A 15,136-nucleotide genomic window follows, 5' to 3' on the forward strand; every position below is an offset into this window, starting at 1 on the left:
TCTGCGGTAGAAAACGCGTCAAAAATTGGAATCTACGCCGCAACGCTCTGCTGATGAACCGGCAGCTGGATGCGCACCACCAGCCCACGCGGCTGCCGGTCGTGCAGTGACAGCGTGCCGCCATGCGCGAGCACAATGGCGTTGGCGATGGAAAGGCCGAGGCCGAAGCCCGCGGCTTCATCCATGTTGCGGGCGTCGTCGCCGCGCACGAACGGCTCCAGCATGATCTGCTTCTGCGCGTCCGAAATGCCGGGGCCGTCGTCTTCGACGTCGATGGTGATCTGGTCGCCCGATACGCGAAGACGGATGACGGCCTCGGCGCCGAACCGCACGGCATTTTCCACGAGGTTGGTGACGCTGCGGTGCAGATCGTCTGGCCGCACCGTCGCCATCGCATGCGCGGGGCCGTCATAAGCGACCTTGCGTCCCATGTCGCCGAATTGGTCGGTGATGAGTTGCAGCGTGCTGGCGACGTCGGCCAGCGTCATCGATTCAAGCCTGCGGTCGTTGCGCAGGAACGACAGCACCGATTCCAGCATCGCGCGCATCTGGTCGAGATCGTCGAGCATGCGGCTGCGATGGGTTTCGTCCTCGATGAATTCGGAACGAAGCCGCATTCTTGTGATCGGCGTGCGCAGATCGTGGCTGATGGCGGCGAGCATTTTGGTGCGGTCGTCGATCAGGCCGGTGATGCGCGCGCGCATCCGGTTCAGCGCCCGTGCGACCGAGCGGATTTCCTCCGGTCCGCGCTCGGGCAGCGGCGCCGCAGCGCCATTGAGGCTGAAACTTTCGGCGGCCTTTGCGAACGACGACAACGGCGCCGTCAGCGCGCGGGCCGCCCAAAGGCCGAGCAGGGTGACGCTGATGACCGCAAACAGCAGCGTCATCATCCACGGCCCGCCCAGGAAGGGTGGCCGGTGCTGGTCCGGCATCACATTCGCCGAAACCATCGCGCCGTCCGGCAAGGCCACGCCGATCTTGCGGACGTCTCCGTCAGGCGGCAGCGGGAAGATGCGATAATCGCGGCCGAGCCGCCGCTGCAGGCCGCGCAGATTGCCCTCGGGTTCGCGCGCCTCCGGCGTCAAGCCCGGCGGCAGGATCTGGAGGCCGAGTTGCGGAAAGGCGCGCGCGACGTCGCCTGACAGCCGCGGCCGTTCGGAGGCGGGTGCCGCGCCGAGCAGTTGGACGGCGCTGGCAAGCTGGCCGTGCCCGCGATCGAATGACGGGTCGGGCTGGTCCGGCCGGTGCAGCCAGAAACCCGCGGTGATGATCAGATGCAGCGCTGCGATCGAGACGATGACGAGGGCCGCGATCTGGCCGCTGATGCCGCGAAGATTCAAAAAGCCAAAAAGCTTCATGATCACTTGCCGCCGGCGGTCACTGCCTCGACTCCTGTCGCTTCAACTCTCGGCGTGAACATGTAGCCCCCCGAGCGCACCGTCTTGATCATGGTGGCTTCCAGCGGATCGGGCTCGATCTTGCGGCGGATGCGGCTGACCAGCACGTCGATCGAGCGCTCGAACGAGCCGGCGTTGCGGCCCTGGGTGAGGTCGAGCAGGCTGTCGCGCGACAGCACGCGGCCGGGCCGCTCGCAGAAGGTCCGCAGCAGGTCGAATTCGGCGCTGGTCATGGCGACGCGCGCGCCTTCGGGATTGCGCAGCTCGCGCAGCCGGCAGTCGATCCGCCAACCCAGAAATGTCAGCACGCTGGCACCTTCGACCGCGCTGGCGGTTTGCGCGGCAGCCTGCCGGCGCAGCACCGCGTTGATCCGCGCCAGCAATTCGCGCGGGTTGAACGGCTTCGGCAGATAATCGTCGGCGCCCATCTCCAGGCCGAGGATGCGGTCGACGTCCTCGCCGCGCGCCGTCAGCATGATGATCGGGGTCTGCGATGTCGCGCGCACCTTGCGGCACAGGCTGAGACCGTCCTCGCCGGGCAGCATGACGTCGAGGATCAAGAGGTCGACGCGATGGTCGGTCATGGCGCGGGCCATCTCCCGGCCGTCGCTCGCCGTCGTGACGTTGCAGGAATTGTTGCGCAGATATTTCGCGATCAGCGTGCGCGTCTCGCGATCGTCCTCGACGACGAGGATGTTGGGTTGTGCCTGGGCCATGTCGACCTTTTGTCGGTGATTCGGGGATGCGGGCGAAGGATTTTTGTTTCCCAATGTTTCCAGGTGGAGTCGGGCAATACGGGGCAACAGGTCAGGGCGCGGCTGCAAAGACCTCGTTAAGACCGTTAACCCTACGGTCGTGACGTCTCTTACCACCGCTTGCTACGAAACTTTGGAGCCATCATGACCTCGATCTCGGCGGCCTCGGCCCAGTCCTACCAGTCGCCCCTTCAGAAGTTGCAGAACGAGTTGCTGTCGGAAGTCAATTCCGGCGTCATCAGATCGTCGGACAAGGATGCGCTGTCGGCGGCGCTGACCGATATCGACTCGGCGATGCAGTCCAGCCGGGCCAGCGACCTGGCCAGCGGCACGAGGCCCTCGCCCGAGGAGATGAAGTCGAAGATCGACGATCTGATCAGCAGCCAGGTTTCCAGCGGCAAGCTGACCAGCGAGCAGGCCACCGAACTGCAGGGCGTCTTCAAGGCCGCCTTCGCCAATGGCCCCGGCGGCGGGGCTGGTGGTCCGGGTGGCCCCGGCGGCGCCGGTGGTCCGCCTCCCGGCGGCCCGCCGCCCGCTGACGGTACGTCCTCGAGTGACGACACTTCTTCGAGCACCACATCGATCGACGACATCCTCAAGCAGTTTTTGCAGACGCTGCAGGAATCACTGTCGGCGTCGTCATCCACGAGCTACAGCGCGACCGGCAGTTCGAGCACATCGAGCACCAGTGCCTCGTTCTCGGCGCTGCTGATCGACTACCAGAGCTGACGTCTTTTCTGCGCAGCGTGCGATGCAGCCATCCGTTCCGAAAGGGAAGGGTGGCTGTCTCATTTTGCGGTGCGGGAACCGGCCACCGGCTGGAGCGTTAGATCCTTGATTCATGTGTGGAGGGTCCGATGGCAATCGACGTCATGACCAAGCCGCATCAGTTGATCGCGAGCGATCGTGTCGAAGGCACCGCGGTGCGACGACCGAACGGCGACATGATCGGCCATATCGAACGGCTGATGATCGACAAGATCTCCGGCAAAGTATCTTACGCCGTGTTGAGTTTCGGCGGCTTCCTGGGCATGGGCACCAACCTGCTTCCGCTGCCCTGGGGCCGGCTTAGCTACAACACTAAATTCGAAGCTTACGAACTCGACATCGACGATGAAGAGTTGAAGCGCGCGCCGTCGTTCCGCGCCGACAAGGATTTCGATTGGGGCGATCGCGCGCAGGAAGCGGAACTGCATCGCTACTACGGCATGCCGCCATACTGGGGCGGCTTTTGATCGCATGTTCCATTGGAACACTTGTTCAGGTGGCGGGTTTTCTCAGCACGATTTCGAAACTGAGGAGAACCGATATGTTAGCCAAATATACCATCGCCGGCCTGGCCGGTTCTGCGTTGCTTGCATCTGTCGCGTTCGCACAGGCGCCGACGGCTCCCGCTGACACGAGCAAGGCGCCTGCGCCTGCCGCTGAAATAAGTAAGGCGCCAGCGCCAGCGACAGCGTCGGACATGTCGTCGTCGTTCCAGGGCACCTGGCGCGCCTCGAAGATGGTCGGCCTGAGCGTGTACAACGACAAGAATGAAAGCCTTGGCTCGATCAACGACCTGCTCACCGACAAGAGCGGTGACATCAAGGCCGTCGTGATCGGCGTTGGCGGCTTCCTCGGCGTCGGCGAGCATCTGGTTGCGGTGCCGCTCGACAAGGTCAAGTTCGTGATGGAGCCTGTCGCCTATACCGGCGCCGCAAATACGCCCGCCAGCGGCGGCGCACGGCCGGGATCGACCACGACCACGGGTGCGGCCACGGCGCCTGCGGCAAAGCCGAATCCCTGGTATCCGGATCACGCCGTGCTCAGCGCGACCAAGGATGAGCTGAAGGCGATGAGCCAGTTCAAATACTCGACCAACTAAGCTCGCGAGTTTAAGCCGCGACTGATCTGAAAGGCCGGACGGCATCATTGCCGCCCGGCCTTTTGTTTTGCTGAAGCTCGCTCTGCGTGCAATTGCTGCACCGCATCCTATCAGGCCTGAAATCCCGATGTTAGGCTGAGGCGCGGCAGGAGCAACTTAAGTCCTGCCTGTAACATCAACGGGAGGACGACATGGCTGAGAGCGTCTACAAGGTGATTGAGCTGATCGGTACCAGCAAGGACTCCTGGGAAAAGGCCGCGTCCGCGGCCGTCGCGAGGGCCGGCAAATCCTTGCGCAATCTTCGCGTCGCCGAAATCGTGCAGCTCGATCTGCAACTGGACGCCAAGGGCAAGGTCGAAGCCTACCGCGCCAAGGTGAAAGTCTCGTTCAAATTCGAAGGCTAGAATGTAGGGTGGGCAAAGACGCGCTTCGCGTCGTGCCCCACCATTTCTTCTCGGCAAAGATCTGGTGGGCACGGCGTAAGGACGCCTTTGCCCACCCTACGATCCGTCAGCAAGGACGGCGCTCACAATCCCGGCAGCGCGGTCACGAACACATTGATGGCGCCTTCGGCTTCCGCGATCACGCGCAGCGTTTTTGAATCGAAGGCGATGTCGGCCAGCCGCAGCTTGGTGATCTCGGCGGCGACGCGAATGCCGTCCTCGTTCTTCTGGAAGTCCGCGATCACGGCGGCGATCTTTTTCTGCGCATTGCTGGCGAAGGGCTTGAGGTCGACGGTGGCCTTGTCCGCCAGCGCCTTCTGCAGATGCGGCATCGCCGCGCGCGCCGCGGCGCCGAGCAGGCCGAACGCCGCTTCCGACTCGACCGCGAGCTCGACATCGGTCAGCCGCAGGGTCTGCTGCGCCTGATCGAGCACCGGCTTGCCCCAAATATGCACATTGGCCTCGCCGCCGAAGCCGAAGAAACTCTTCTTCTCCTTGGCGTTCACCAACAGCGAAATCAGCAGGCGATTGCCGGATGCCGCCACCGTGGCGCGCTTCACGGTGACGTCGACTGAACCCGAGCCGTCCTCGGGAAAGGTCTTTCCGGCGAACTGCGCCTCGACGATCTTGTTGATGTCGGTGAAGGGCATGTCGACGGGGACGCCGATCGCGACCCGGCCCGGTGTCGGCGGCACGATCGAGATGGTGGCGGGGAACGGGCAATTGGGCTTGGTCTCCACCGGGGTGATGCGGGTCTCCGCCTCGATGCCGAGCGTCAATATCAGCGCCTGCGCGTCGACGCGCGGTTGGGCGGCGATCGCCCTTGTCGGCCGCATCTCCAGCCACAGCGCCGGCAGCGATGAGTTGGCGCCGGTGCCCTGCAGCGGGATCGAGCGGCAGGCCTTGGCCCATTGCAGCTTCGCGTTGTTTTCAAACGCGGGATCGTTGCGCATCCGCGCCTGCACCAGATTGATCTGATCGGCGACCGTCTTGTCGATCAGCGGCTTGACCTGGGCCGGCACGTTGATGCGGGCACCGGCCATCGTCACGCTGGTGTCACCCAGATTCACCTGCGCGCCGAGATTGGGCTCGATGCGCCAGGCGGCGGCTATCTTGGGCCGCGCGGTGATGACGACGTTGCCCTTGATCTCGGCTGACGCGTTGAGGTTCTTGATGTTCACGCTGCCGATCTGTTTGGCGACGTTGCCGCCGAGCAGGCCGCCGAGCGCGTCGCCGACCGCGCCCGTTGCCTTGGCCGACAGCGAACCGGTGACGTTGAGCGTCCCGGTCAGCGGCGTCGTCAGCGTCAGGGCGTCCTGCGCGCCGGTGGCGGTGATCGGTCCGCGCGAGGCGGTCCAGCCGATATCGGCGTTCTGCAGGACCTGCGAAATGGGATTCTCGGCCTTGCCGTTGAAGGCGCGCGGCGAACTGCGATCGGCGGCATCGCGGATCGCCGTCAGCGCCACCGCGATCGGCGCCATCACGGTGGAGCTGCGCGGGGCGGGAGCGAGCGGCGGCAATTCGACAAGCGCGGGCGGCTTGACCGTGCCGCGCGGCGCCAGCCAATCCATCGCTTTCAGGCTGATCAGAAACGAGACCGCGATCACCGCGGCCCCGATCAGGATCGTTTTGGAATGCAGCGGCAGACGCATCGTCCCCCCGGACCGATTGAGCCCTGGCATTTTCGGACCGCTTCGCGCGAAGAAAACGCGTCAAAAACAAGGCTGGAGCCCGACCGGCTCCGGCGGGAGTTTTACAGGGACGGGGCGGGCGGCGCCAGAGCGGGATCAGGCCGGTCGTCGGATGCGTTAACGCCGGCGCCTGGCGAGCCCGTTGCTGTTCGGCCAGCCCGCGGCACCGTCGGTTCTCAAGGGCAGGTTCCAGCTGGCGGCGTGTGCTTGAGCGCGCGGCCGGCAGCTACGGCGGTCAGTTTGCCGTCCAGAACGGAGGCCGCCCCGTTGACCAATAGTGTCTGCACGCCGACGCTCAGTTCGCGAGGGCGCACATAGTCCGCCCTGGGGGCGTAGCGGGCAGGGTCGAACACCACGACGTCGGCAAAATAGCCGGGCCGCAAATAACCGCGCCGGTCGAGCTTGAAAATGTCGGCCGACAGGCCGGTGGACTGGCGGATGAACGTCTTCAGGTCGATGACGTGCCTCTCCTGGACATAGACCGCATATTTTTGCGGAAAGGTCGCATATTGGCGGGGATGGCCATCGGTGCCGTCAGAACCGGTGACCACCCACGGCTGCTTCATGACGAGGTCGACGTCGCTGTCGATCATGTTGAACGAGGCGATCGAGTCCCTGACATTGGCGCGGAGAATCCGCACCGCGGCGTCGACCGGTTCGACCTTCCATGTTTCCGCCATCTCCGAAAGCCGCTTGCCGGTCCATGGCCGCTCGACGCTGGTCAGCAGGATCGATTCGGCGCCGCCGCGGCGTCGCAGGTTCTCGATCATCTCAACGCGTATCCTGACCATCGCCGCCGGATCATCGAAGCGCTGGATCATGGCCGGATAGCCACCGTCGACCGCCCAGCGCGGCACGAGCGCAGCGTCGAGGCTGGTGCTCGACGCCAGCCATGGATACTGGTCGGCCGTCACCCGCTGGCCGGTCGCTCTCGCCGCCTCGATCAACCGGATCACATCCGGCACCTGTCCCTGCAGATCGACGCCGAGCGCTTTCAGATGCGCGAAATGGACTGGGATCTCGGCTTCGCGGCCGATCTGCAAAACCTCCCTGGCCGAGTTCATCAGGCCGATGGAGTAGGAGCTCTCGTCGCGCTGATGGGTGTCATAGATGCCGCCGCGCCGGGCGGCCTCCCTGGCCAGGGCCACCACCTCGTCAGTCTTGGCGAAACTCTGCGGGGCGTAGAACAGCCCGGCGGAAAGGCCGATCGCCCCCTCGCACATGCCCTTGGCGACGAGTTCCTTCATGCGCTCCAGTTCCGGTGGGGTGGGCGCGCGGGCATTATGGCCGAGCACCGCCTCGCGCACCGCGCCGAACCCGACATAGCTGGCGATGTTGGTGCCGATCTTCTCCGCTTCCAGCCGGGCGTGATCGGCGGCCACCGCCGGATCGCCCCTGCCGTCGACGCCGATGAAGATGGTCGAGACACCCTGCATCTGCCACGGCGCGTTCAGGCGCTTGGCCGCATCGGGCGAGCGGATGAAGCTCTCCGGGTGGGTATGAACGTCAATGAATCCGGGCGCCACGATCATGCCCTGCCCGGCGATGTTCGCTGTTGCGGCAGGTGCGCCGGCGGAAGGGCCGACATAGACGATCTTGTCCGCGGTGACCGCGATGTCGCCGACAAGCGGGGCTTCGTCGCCACCGGTGTAGATGGTGCCACCCCGGATGGCGAGATCGGCAGTCTGTGCGACGGCTGCGCCGGCGTTCGCGATGAATCCGGCACACACGGCGGCAAGCAGGGCAGGCGTGCATTTCATTGGCAATCTCCGCAGGCGGACGGCGTCCTGGAACAGCGCGGCGAGGAGCGTCATCGTCGTTGCCGCCAAGTCTTGGGAATTGATCGTGATGTCTGGCGGGATGCTAGTTGGCGCGATCTGACAGATCCAATGCAAAATTCACATTGGACAGGCCGGACCTGGCACGAGGATTTGCGCTGGTGGCGACGGGTGTGTAGATTCACTCGAAGTCAGCGAACCGTAGTTGACGAAGGCCTCAGCACTGCTGAGGTTGATCCTGTCCGTGAGGCTGGATTGGGCTTCGGCTCGCTGGCGCTTCCGCTTTGACGAGGCTTCGACGGAGCCGGCCCGACGACGGGGGCATTAATTGCAAATTTCTTGAATGGATTTCCGTGAAGACCGATTTGATCGACCGCATTTACGAATGCTCCGTCGTGCCCGAACTCTGGCCCGCTGTGCTGGATGAACTGGCGGAGCTGACCGATGCGAGAGGCGGCCTTCTGTTCTCGGCCCGCGACCGGGTCCTGAAATGGACCGCGTCCGCGAATCTGAACGAGATCTTTCGATCCTATGTCGAGGACGGCTGGTTTCCCCGCTGCACGCGGCGGGTTTGCCTGTTCGGTCAATCACAGCCCGGGTTTTTCGCGGAGCATGATTTCTGGACCTCCGATCAGATCGACAACAATCCGATCTATCGAGATTTCTTCCGCCCGCACGGGCTCGGCTGGTCGGCGGGGACCGGCCTGCAAATGCCGACCGGCGATCGCATCGTCTTCAGCGTCGAGCGGGAACATCGCCGCGGTCCGATCGAGAAGGATCGGATCGATCGCCTCAACGAGCTTCGTCCCCATCTGGCGCGCAGCGCCTTTGTAACGGCCCGGCTCGGCCTGCAGCGCGCCAAGGGCGCCAACGAAGCGCTCACCTCGATGGGATTGCCGGCGCTGCTGCTCGATGAAGGCGGCACGGTCGTCGAAGCCAATTCCCTGATCGAGAATCTCGGCGATCATCTGCAATGGCGTGCGCGAAGCCGCGTCAGCCTGACCGATAGTCGCGCCAACGAGCTGTTGTCGGCGGCGCTTGCGGCGCTCGACACCAATTCCGAATTCACCGTGCGCTCGTTTCCGCTGCGCGACGGCGACGACAGGGCGGCGATGGTGGTGCATCTGATTCCGATCCGGCGCTCGGCCCACGATATATTCGCGGGCAGCTACGCGCTGCTGGTGCTGACACCGGTAGCGGCCCCGGCCGCGCCGCCGATCGAGTTGATGCGATCGCTGTTCGACCTGACGGCGTCGGAAGCAAGGGTGGCGCGCGGGCTTGCCGCAGGCGAGACTCTGGAAGAGATCGCCGCAAACGGCGGCGTGGCCATGTCAACCGTGCGATCGCAGCTGCGCCAGGTGCTGGAAAAGACTGGATGCTCCCGCCAGGCCGAGGTCGTGTCGCTGCTGGCCAGCGTCACGCTCGATCGCAGCGCGGCGAAGCACTGACACGTTCGTCGTTTATCTTACTGTCTTCATCTGTTTGGAGGATGCGGTTCCTGGCGGCCGGACTCACTGTCGGCTTGACGGTTTTACTGGTCGATCCACATTTGATGACGAAATGATTGTTGCGATCCAACCCGCCGGCCGCATGTGCCGGCGGGTTATTGCATTGTCGTGGTGGATCGACCAACGGGCCGTGCTTTGCATGGGCCCGCTGGATTCAATCCGCCTTGCTACGGACTAGCCGCCGGGCGGCGTGTACGAGGCACGAAGCTGGACTGCCTTTTGGCGAACCAGCATGATTTCATCCTGCGTCCACAAACGAGTGAGGTGTACATTGTGGATCGCACCGGATGCCACCACAGTGCCTGAAATGGCCGGTGCTGCATTGGGGTCGGGTACGTCGAAGATTACCAGAACGCCGGGTCCATCGGCAGCGGTGCTGTACATCGAGAGTAATTTGCCACCGGCTGCTTCGATCAGCTTTTTCGCCGCTTCATGGCGATTGGTCTTGGGATTTTCCATGATTTTGTTGAGAGCCTGAGGCGTATATTGTGCTGTCATACAAAAATGCATGATGTTCTCCTGTTGGGTGTGGTTGATCAACGAGGCGCACGCCTTCCTGCCGACTCCATTGAGAATGGATCGGGCCCCAAAACGTGGAGATGAACATTGCAATGCCCGCCGTGGGCAAAAATACCGCTAGTACTCCGACGGGCCTTCGGCACTGCCCGCGTGCGGTTATCCATTAGTCTACATCAATCACGGGTCATGCGGAAGAGCGCTTGGCCTCGGGCCGTTCGGCTCAATTGAAAATCTCCGACCAAAACAATCCGCCCGCAAATTTGCACAGCCTACGACGCATGTGTAGATTCGACCTAAGTCAGCGAGCCGACGTTGACGAAGGCCTCAGCAACGCTGAGGTTGATCCTGTCCGTGAGGCTGGATTGGGCGACGGCTCGCTGGCGACCGGCTTCTCAAGGCCTTTGGCGAACCCGGTCATTCCGCCTTGATGTTAGCCGTGCGGATCACCTTGCCCCATTTCTCGGTTTCATCGGCGATGAACTTGCCGAAGTCGGCAGGCGAGCCTGGAAGCATCGTGCCGCCGAGATCGGTCAGCCGCGCCGCTGCCACCGGACTGGCGAGGATCGCGTTGATCTCCTTGTTGAGCAGGCCAACAATCTCGGCCGGCGTGTCCTTCGGGGCGCCAACGCCGAAAAACGCACTCGCCTCAAAGCCCGGTACAGAGTCGCCTACCGTCGGGATGTCAGGCAGACCGGGCCAGCGTGTTGCTGTTGTGACCGCCAATGCGCGCAGTCGGCCAGTTCTGATGTGTTCGATCGAGTTGGAGACGTTATCGAAGGCGACCTGTATTCGGCCGCTCAGCAGGTCGGTCAGCACGCCCGGCATGCCGCGATACGGCACATGAACCATGTCGACGCCGGTCATCTGCTTGAATAATTCGGCGCAGACATGGACCGAGGTGCCGACGCCGGCCGACCCGTAGCTGATGCTGCCGGGATTGGCCTTGGCATAAGCAATGAGTTCGGGAACGTTTTTGACCGGCAGGGATGGAGTTACCTCCATGACATTCGGTACACGCATGATGGCCGCGACCGGTGAGATGTCGCGGATGAAATTGAAACTGAGATTGTCGTAGAGCGCCGGACTGATTGCATTGCCGACGCTGATCAGGAGCAGCGTATGGCCATCGGGCGACGCTCGAACGACGGCTTCGGTGGCGATGTTGCTGCCGGCGCCCAGACGGTTCTCGACGACGAAGGGTTGTCCGAGGCGCTCCGACAACGCCTGGCCAATGATGCGCGCCAGGATGTCGACGATGCCGCCGGCAGCAAAGCCTGCGATGATCCGGACCGGCCGCGACGGGTAGGTCTGCGCCCGCGCCATCCGCGTAGCAGCCGGGAACGCGGCGGCACCCGCTGCCAGATTCAAAAATCGACGGCGCTGAAGCTTCATGAATCCTCCCTTCAATCGACGGCGGCGTTATTCCGCCTTTTTATGACCGCTGAACACAGCGACGGCGTTGCTTCCACTTGCCGAGTTCTCAATGAACCTATCGCACTTCGGCCGTGCGTGGAGATGTTTTTGGAGGATTGGATTGGCGAGCGCGAACGCCTCAACGCAAAAACGGCCCCGGCGAACGCCGGAGCCGTTTTTGGAAATCGAAGATTGAAGTGTTAGCGGATGGTGCGGCCGAGGTCGGCGCGACGATCCGTCATCGGCAGCACGATCACCTTGGTGCCGACGCTGACCCGCGAGTAGAGGTCGCTGACGTCTTCATTGGTGAGGCGCAGGCAACCGGAAGAAACGCGGGTGCCGATGGTCTCCGGAGCATTGGTGCCGTGGATGCGATAGATGGTGCCGCCAAGATACATCGCGCGGGCGCCGAGCGGGTTACCCGGGCCACCGGTCATGTGGCGCGGCAGATAGGGCTGGCGGGCGATCATTTCCGGGGGCGGGGTCCAGGCCGGCCATTCCGCCTTCTTGGTGATGGTCTGGGTGCCGGACCAGGTGAAACCGTCGCGGCCGATGCCGATGCCGTAGCGCATCGCCTGGCCGTTGCCGAGCACCAGGTAAAGATAGGTGTTGGGGGTGTCGATGATGATGGTGCCCGGAGCTTCGCGCGTGCTGTAGTTCACGACCTGGCGGCGCAGGCGGGCGGGCAGTTCGAAGCGCTCTTCATCCTGCGAAGGCGCGACGGCGACCGGCGGCGGAGCGGCTTCGACCGGGGGCGCCATGAAGAAGGGAAACAGCGGCAGCGGGGCAGCCGTTGCGGTCGCGGAAAATGCGGTTGCGCCGATCGCGAATGCGCCGAAAGCGGCGGCGGCGAGGCGGGTATTCAGCTTGAATGAATTGAACATCAGTCGTCCCCTTCAGTTTGCGCCCTGTCGCGCCAGTTCCAGCGCGTCGTTGAGGCAAACCAGTACAGGTCAACCGTTTCGGGACGTTTGCACGAAATCGCCAAAATGGTTTCGTCGCGTTAGGGAATTGTTTCATTAAGACTTCGTCGCGGGTCCAGGGCGAGCCCGGCCGGCGCCACGGGTCTGCCGGCGCGGTCGCGGTCCAAATCATTGCGAAAATGAGGGAATATCCGCCCGGACGGCGCCGTTGTGGTCAGCTTTGGTGGACCCGCAGCCGCTGCATGTCGGGCTCGGCCGTGCCGATCGTGGCGCGGCGGTCGGTCACCGCATGGTGGAATTGTTCGAGCGCCAGTCCGATCGCGGCCAAATCCCCGTCCTCGATCGCACCGTCCTCGTGACAGTCGAGCGCCTCGCGCAACAGCGCATCCGCCGTGCCCTGCATCTCGAACAATTCTTCGGGCGTTTCAGCGGTGCGCGCCTTCGAAATCAGGTCGAGCAGATTGTCGCGATGCCCGGCATATTGCTCGCGCTCATCGCGCTTCCAGTAATGCTGCAGCCACGCCCATGCCGAGCCGATGCCCGAGAACACCATGACCGCGAACCAGAGGTAGTCGCTATTTTTTTCGAGAAACGTGCGCTCGTTGCCGTCGATATAGGCGGCGGCGCCCTGGTGCGCCGGCAAGGCCGCGTCCTTGTCGGTGTCCGGCTTCTCGATTTGCGAGGCGCTCGGCAATTCGCGCGCGAGCTGCTGGCGGTGGGTAAAGATCTGGCGTGCGAGTGCGCCGACCGCGGTGTCGGACAGCAACTTCGGCGCGATGATCAAATGGTTGACGCTGACGGTATCGATCTTGTCTTCGGGGCGCGCCGGCGACGATGCGAAGATGCTGCCGGGAATTTCCTCGGCTTCATAGACCGGGTGCTTCTTCGAAATTGCTTCCGACACCTCGATCGGGAGAAACTTCGGTTCGCCGCGGACTGCTGCGGTGGCGTTGATCGCGTCGACGGTGATCTTGCTGTTGAGCGGGCCGACCGTCATGTACGCGTCGACGCTCTGGTCGCGTGCCATCTCGGCGAGCTGATTGACGGCGAACTGGGTGACCGTCACCTTGTCGGCCTTGATGCCGGCCTCGGTCAGGATCGTGCGCAACAGCTTGACGTTGGCCTCGGTTCGTCCGACGACGCCGACGCGGTGGCCAGCAAGTTCGTCGAGGCTCTTGATCTTGGCCACCGGCGTTTTCTTGGAGCCCTTCGGGGCGATGCCGGACGGCGCCCACAGCACGACGACGTTCTTGCGCAGGATGGCGACCGACTCGGCATTGGCCGGCAGGTTCAGATCGCCGCGCGCCACCGCAAGGTCGGCCTTGCCGGTGTTGAACAGCGCGATGCTCTCTACCGCGCCCGGGGTCGAAATCAACGACAGCCGAACCGCGCTGTGGTCGCGCGCGAAGGTCTGCGCCATCAGCTGGATCAGTTTCTGGTCGTCGCTTCCGGGAGGGCCAACCGCGATCCGCAAGGTGACCGGCTGCAACAGATAATAAAGCGTGGCGGCGGCGGCGCCGAAAATGAAAATTCCGGCGGCGAGAACCAGCAGCGCATAGTTCTTTCGCTTCCGGCGCGGGCGGGATGGAGCGGAATTTGCGTTCGGGTTTGACATCGTACTGTCACGTTACACGAAAAAGCCGCCGGGCGACGGGAAAAACATCCTTACAGATCGATGACGTCATACGCTTGAAATATCCATGAACCAACGTCGGGAAGTGAGAATCATGGATAATCCCGAGGTCCCGACATGCGGGTATTGATAGCAACCGACGCCTGGCATCCGCAGGTGAATGGTGTGGTCCGGACGTTAACCTCTTTGGCGCGCAGCGCGTCCAAGCTTGACGCCGAGATCAGCTTCCTGACCCCCGACGGATTTCCGTCCGTCGGCGTCCCCACCTATCCCGGCTTGCGCATCGCGCTGCCGAACCGCCGCGAAATCGCGCGCCGGATCGAGGCGGCGGCGCCGGAGGCTATCCATATCGCGACCGAAGGCCCGATCGGCTGGGCGGTGCGCGGCTATTGCCGCCGCCACAAGCTCGCGTTCACCACGTCCTACACCACGCGCTTCCCGGAATATGTCGCGGTCCGCACCATGATCCCGGCCAGCGTCGGCTACGCTTTGTTGCGGCATTTTCATGCGGCGGCGTCGACCACCATGGTCGCGACCGCCTCATTGCGGCAGGAGCTGAGCGAGCGCGGTTTTCGCAAGCTTGGTTTCTGGACCCGCGGCGTCGATACCGATCTGTTCGCGCCGGACCGCCCCGCCACGATCGATCTGCCGCGCCCGATCTTCATGACGATGGGCCGGGTTGCGGTTGAAAAGAATCTCGAAGCGTTTCTCTCGCTCGACCTGCCGGGAACGAAAGTCGTTGTCGGCGACGGGCCGCAGCGGGCGCAACTGGCGCAGAAATATCCGCACGCCGTCTTCCTTGGCGAGAAGAAGGGCGAGGATCTCAGGTCGCATCTCGCTGCCGCCGATGTCTTTGTGTTTCCGAGCCTCACCGACACGTTCGGCGTCGTGCAGCTGGAGGCGCTCGCCTGCGGCACGCCGGTTGCGGCGTTTCCGGTCACCGGACCTTTGGACGTCATCGCCGATCATCCGATCGGCGCGCTGGACTGGGATCTGCGCAGCGCCTGTCTGCGCGCGCTGACGATGTCGCGCGAAGCCTGCCGGAACTTTGCGCTCGGGCGCTCCTGGGAAAACAGCGCCCGTCAATTCATCGGCAATCTGGCCGCGCTGCAGCCCAGCCGCGCCACGCTGCCGGCGCGCCGCATCCCCGGCACCAGCGCCGTACAGGGTTAGTTCAATCTACTTTTTGAAGAGAGACGAGAAGGCAGA

Annotated in this window: 14 protein-coding genes; 6 read left to right on the forward strand and 8 right to left on the reverse strand. The window is 63.6% G+C overall.

Annotated features, from left to right (window positions below; genetic code table 11):
* Window positions 1-32: 32 nt before the first annotated feature.
* A complete protein-coding gene (locus JQ567_RS14195; protein WP_212439387.1) occupies window positions 33-1,358 on the reverse strand; it encodes an ATP-binding protein in 1,326 nt (441 codons plus the stop codon).
* Window positions 1,359-1,360: 2 nt separating this feature from the next.
* Window positions 1,361-2,113, reverse strand: a complete 753-nt coding sequence (locus tag JQ567_RS14200; RefSeq protein ID WP_212439388.1) for a response regulator — start codon at window positions 2,111-2,113, stop codon at window positions 1,361-1,363.
* A 183-nt stretch (window positions 2,114-2,296) separates the two neighbouring features.
* Between JQ567_RS14200 and JQ567_RS14205 the strand changes: the two genes are divergently transcribed.
* The 4 genes from JQ567_RS14205 to JQ567_RS14220 all read left to right on the forward strand — a co-directional run bounded on the left by JQ567_RS14205 (window position 2,297) and on the right by JQ567_RS14220 (window position 4,423).
* The gene (locus tag JQ567_RS14205) at window positions 2,297-2,881 is read left to right on the forward strand and encodes a hypothetical protein (protein ID WP_212439389.1); all 585 of its coding nucleotides are present in this window, start codon (window positions 2,297-2,299) and stop codon (window positions 2,879-2,881) included.
* A 128-nt stretch (window positions 2,882-3,009) separates the two neighbouring features.
* Window positions 3,010-3,387, forward strand: a complete 378-nt coding sequence (locus tag JQ567_RS14210; protein ID WP_212033827.1) for a PRC-barrel domain-containing protein — start codon at window positions 3,010-3,012, stop codon at window positions 3,385-3,387.
* Between the two features lie 74 nt (window positions 3,388-3,461).
* Entirely contained in the window at window positions 3,462-4,019 is a 558-nt protein-coding gene (locus JQ567_RS14215) for a PRC-barrel domain-containing protein (protein WP_212439390.1), read from the forward strand.
* 191 nt (window positions 4,020-4,210) lie between these two features.
* Window positions 4,211-4,423, forward strand: a complete 213-nt coding sequence (locus JQ567_RS14220; protein ID WP_212439391.1) for a dodecin family protein — start codon at window positions 4,211-4,213, stop codon at window positions 4,421-4,423.
* 122 nt (window positions 4,424-4,545) lie between these two features.
* Here JQ567_RS14220 and JQ567_RS14225 read toward each other — a convergent pair whose 3' ends face one another.
* On the reverse strand, window positions 4,546-6,114 hold the full coding sequence (locus tag JQ567_RS14225) for a DUF4403 family protein (RefSeq protein ID WP_212439392.1): 1,569 nt from the start codon (window positions 6,112-6,114) through the stop codon (window positions 4,546-4,548).
* Between the two features lie 215 nt (window positions 6,115-6,329).
* Window positions 6,330-7,967, reverse strand: coding sequence for an amidohydrolase family protein (locus JQ567_RS14230; RefSeq protein WP_212439393.1), 1,638 nt, complete (start codon window positions 7,965-7,967; stop codon window positions 6,330-6,332).
* 317 nt (window positions 7,968-8,284) lie between these two features.
* On the opposite strand from JQ567_RS14230, the gene JQ567_RS38860 reads away from it, so the two are divergent.
* Window positions 8,285-9,379, forward strand: a complete 1,095-nt coding sequence (locus JQ567_RS38860; RefSeq protein ID WP_212439394.1) for a helix-turn-helix transcriptional regulator — start codon at window positions 8,285-8,287, stop codon at window positions 9,377-9,379.
* Between the two features lie 234 nt (window positions 9,380-9,613).
* On the opposite strand, the gene JQ567_RS14240 is transcribed toward JQ567_RS38860, so the two are convergent.
* The 4 genes from JQ567_RS14240 to JQ567_RS14255 all read right to left on the reverse strand — a co-directional run bounded on the left by JQ567_RS14240 (window position 9,614) and on the right by JQ567_RS14255 (window position 13,909).
* The gene (locus JQ567_RS14240) at window positions 9,614-9,979 is read right to left on the reverse strand and encodes a GYD domain-containing protein (protein WP_249165460.1); all 366 of its coding nucleotides are present in this window, start codon (window positions 9,977-9,979) and stop codon (window positions 9,614-9,616) included.
* A 393-nt stretch (window positions 9,980-10,372) separates the two neighbouring features.
* Window positions 10,373-11,350, reverse strand: a complete 978-nt coding sequence (locus tag JQ567_RS14245) for a tripartite tricarboxylate transporter substrate binding protein (RefSeq protein WP_212439395.1) — start codon at window positions 11,348-11,350, stop codon at window positions 10,373-10,375.
* A 221-nt stretch (window positions 11,351-11,571) separates the two neighbouring features.
* A complete protein-coding gene (locus JQ567_RS14250; protein ID WP_212439396.1) occupies window positions 11,572-12,255 on the reverse strand; it encodes a L,D-transpeptidase in 684 nt (227 codons plus the stop codon).
* A 253-nt stretch (window positions 12,256-12,508) separates the two neighbouring features.
* Window positions 12,509-13,909 (reverse strand): TAXI family TRAP transporter solute-binding subunit, encoded by a 1,401-nt coding sequence (locus JQ567_RS14255; RefSeq protein WP_212439397.1) that lies wholly within the window; start codon window positions 13,907-13,909, stop codon window positions 12,509-12,511.
* 135 nt (window positions 13,910-14,044) lie between these two features.
* On the opposite strand from JQ567_RS14255, the gene JQ567_RS14260 reads away from it, so the two are divergent.
* Window positions 14,045-15,100, forward strand: coding sequence for a glycosyltransferase family 1 protein (locus JQ567_RS14260; RefSeq protein WP_212439398.1), 1,056 nt, complete (start codon window positions 14,045-14,047; stop codon window positions 15,098-15,100).
* Window positions 15,101-15,136: the final 36 nt, after the last annotated feature.

It is taken from the genome of Bradyrhizobium sp. AUGA SZCCT0431 (assembly GCF_018131065.1).
GTDB lineage: Bacteria > Pseudomonadota > Alphaproteobacteria > Rhizobiales > Xanthobacteraceae > Bradyrhizobium.

Coding starts and splice junctions, on each gene's coding strand:
- JQ567_RS14195 (WP_212439387.1), bottom strand. CDS start 1,358: ATGAAGCTTTTTGGCTTTTTGAATCTTCGCGGCATCAGCGGCCAGATC.
- JQ567_RS14200 (WP_212439388.1), bottom strand. CDS start 2,113: ATGGCCCAGGCACAACCCAACATCCTCGTCGTCGAGGACGATCGCGAG.
- JQ567_RS14260 (WP_212439398.1), top strand. CDS start 14,045: ATGCGGGTATTGATAGCAACCGACGCCTGGCATCCGCAGGTGAATGGT.
- JQ567_RS14205 (WP_212439389.1), top strand. CDS start 2,297: ATGACCTCGATCTCGGCGGCCTCGGCCCAGTCCTACCAGTCGCCCCTT.
- JQ567_RS14230 (WP_212439393.1), bottom strand. CDS start 7,967: ATGACGCTCCTCGCCGCGCTGTTCCAGGACGCCGTCCGCCTGCGGAGA.
- JQ567_RS14220 (WP_212439391.1), top strand. CDS start 4,211: ATGGCTGAGAGCGTCTACAAGGTGATTGAGCTGATCGGTACCAGCAAG.
- JQ567_RS14255 (WP_212439397.1), bottom strand. CDS start 13,909: ATGTCAAACCCGAACGCAAATTCCGCTCCATCCCGCCCGCGCCGGAAG.
- JQ567_RS14210 (WP_212033827.1), top strand. CDS start 3,010: ATGGCAATCGACGTCATGACCAAGCCGCATCAGTTGATCGCGAGCGAT.
- JQ567_RS14250 (WP_212439396.1), bottom strand. CDS start 12,255: ATGTTCAATTCATTCAAGCTGAATACCCGCCTCGCCGCCGCCGCTTTC.
- JQ567_RS14225 (WP_212439392.1), bottom strand. CDS start 6,114: ATGCGTCTGCCGCTGCATTCCAAAACGATCCTGATCGGGGCCGCGGTG.
- JQ567_RS14245 (WP_212439395.1), bottom strand. CDS start 11,350: ATGAAGCTTCAGCGCCGTCGATTTTTGAATCTGGCAGCGGGTGCCGCC.
- JQ567_RS14215 (WP_212439390.1), top strand. CDS start 3,462: ATGTTAGCCAAATATACCATCGCCGGCCTGGCCGGTTCTGCGTTGCTT.